We start from the raw sequence: 1,557 nt of genomic DNA, 5'->3' as shown, positions 1-1,557 counted from the left end.
CTATCGAGAAATCTAGGTTGTGACGGTCCGAAAGCCCGCTCCCCCGGGTGTCGAACCATACAGCCCGGCACGCCTCCACCAACGGTTTCGTGACGAGAAACAGCGAACAGTCCGACCATTCGCGCTGCACGTGGCTCCAGGGAACCGGTGGCACGCGAACGACCGTCCTGCCTTCACCTGCGACCGCGTACGCGATGTTCACGCCGTCCTTGGTCTTCGCGTACTGGATCTGCGGCTCCATAGCGCTCCTATCCTAACTCTATCGGCGCGCGCCCCCCATGGGGGCTGGATCGAGACTGTGAAATCAGGCACAATATGCCCAGGCGGAGGCGCATCGATGAGCTGGTTCCCACTTCCGGTCGATGGATTGCTGCGCGTAGCGCTGGTCAGCGAGCTGACCGTCATCAACGCGCGCGGCGAGCCCAGCACGCACCCGCTGATCCCGCTCTGGGACGGCGAGCGCGTCTACATGACCTCCAGCGTCCTCTTCTCGAAGAAGCTGGAGCACATCAAGCGCAACGGCAAGGTGAGCCTCGCCGTCAGCGACCCCGTCGCCACGGGCGGCCTCGCGACCCGCTGTACCGTTCAGGGCGACGCGCGCGCCGTCGAGGACGACCCCCACGAGACCTGGATGGCGATCATGCCGCTCTGGCGTGCCAAGGAACCGGCTATCGACTTCTTCCTGAGCAAGCGTTTCGCCTTGCCGCTCTTCTTCGAGCGCTCGCTGATCGAGATCACGCCTCGCCGCGTCCTCTGGTGGGAGGACGGCGACCCGGCGGCGCAGCCGCAGGTGGCGACGGCACCGGCGCCGTCATGAAGATCGACCGCGAGCTGTTCGCCAGGCTCGACGCCTACCCGCACGTCGTCGTCTCGTGGGTCGACGACGACGGCTACCCCCTCCAGACTCCCGCCACGTTCCGCACCGACGCCGACGCCGGCGTGGTGCGCATCGCCCGCACCGGGCTGCCGCTGCCCACCGACCGCCAGGTGAACGTCATCGCCAGCCACATCCGTCCCCGGCCGGGCGAGGGCTACGACGAGCGCCGCTACGTCTCGCTCTGGGGCCGGCTTTCCGCCGGCGGCGACGCGCTGGTGCTGCGCCCCGAGCGCGCCTGGGGCTGGGACGAGGCCGACATCCCGTTCTTCGAGTACTCGGAGCGCTCGAACGCCCAGGCGAAGCGCTACCTGGAGCAGCTCTCCGCGGAGCAGCATCGCGAGGTGAAGCCGCGCCTGTCGCCGGTGTGGACGTTCCTGCTGGCGACGCGTCTGCCGTTCCTGACGGCGACGATCGTGCCGATACTGCTGGGGATCGCCGTGGCGGCGAGGGACGGCTACTTCAGCTGGTGGCTGGCGTTGCTGACGCTGGTGGGCGGAGCGGCGATCCACATCGGGCTGAACACTGCGAACGACATCTTCGACGCCCTTTCCGGCGCCGACGAGGCGAACTACACACCGACGCAGTTCAGCGGCGGCTCCCGCGTCATACAGCGCGGCCTCTTGACCCTGCGCCAGATGTGCGCCCTGTCCGCGGGAGCGTACGTAGTCGGCATCTCCATC

At 67.9% G+C, this 1,557-nt stretch carries 3 protein-coding genes; 2 read left to right on the top strand and 1 reads right to left on the bottom strand.

Annotated elements, in window-relative coordinates; genetic code table 11:
• On the bottom strand, nt 1-241 hold a 241-nt coding region (locus tag Q8Q85_04445; protein ID MDP3773495.1), incomplete at its 3' end, for a hypothetical protein.
• Nucleotides 242-337: 96 nt separating this feature from the next.
• Here Q8Q85_04445 and Q8Q85_04440 point away from each other — a divergent pair.
• Both Q8Q85_04440 and Q8Q85_04435 read left to right on the top strand, forming a co-directional pair.
• Nucleotides 338-817 carry a pyridoxamine 5'-phosphate oxidase family protein gene (locus Q8Q85_04440; GenBank protein MDP3773494.1) on the top strand — a complete coding sequence of 160 codons (480 nt, stop codon included), beginning with the start codon at nt 338-340 and terminating at the stop codon, nt 815-817.
• Nucleotides 814-1,557, top strand: a 744-nt coding sequence (locus Q8Q85_04435; protein MDP3773493.1) for a UbiA family prenyltransferase, incomplete at its 3' end; no start/stop codon positions are given. The genes Q8Q85_04440 and Q8Q85_04435, both read left to right, overlap by 4 nt.

It is taken from the genome of Gemmatimonadales bacterium (genome assembly GCA_030697825.1).
GTDB lineage: Bacteria > Gemmatimonadota > Gemmatimonadetes > Gemmatimonadales > JACORV01 > JACORV01.
Note: the sequence above shows the minus strand (reverse complement) of the source record. Positions and strands in the feature narration are given on the sequence as shown.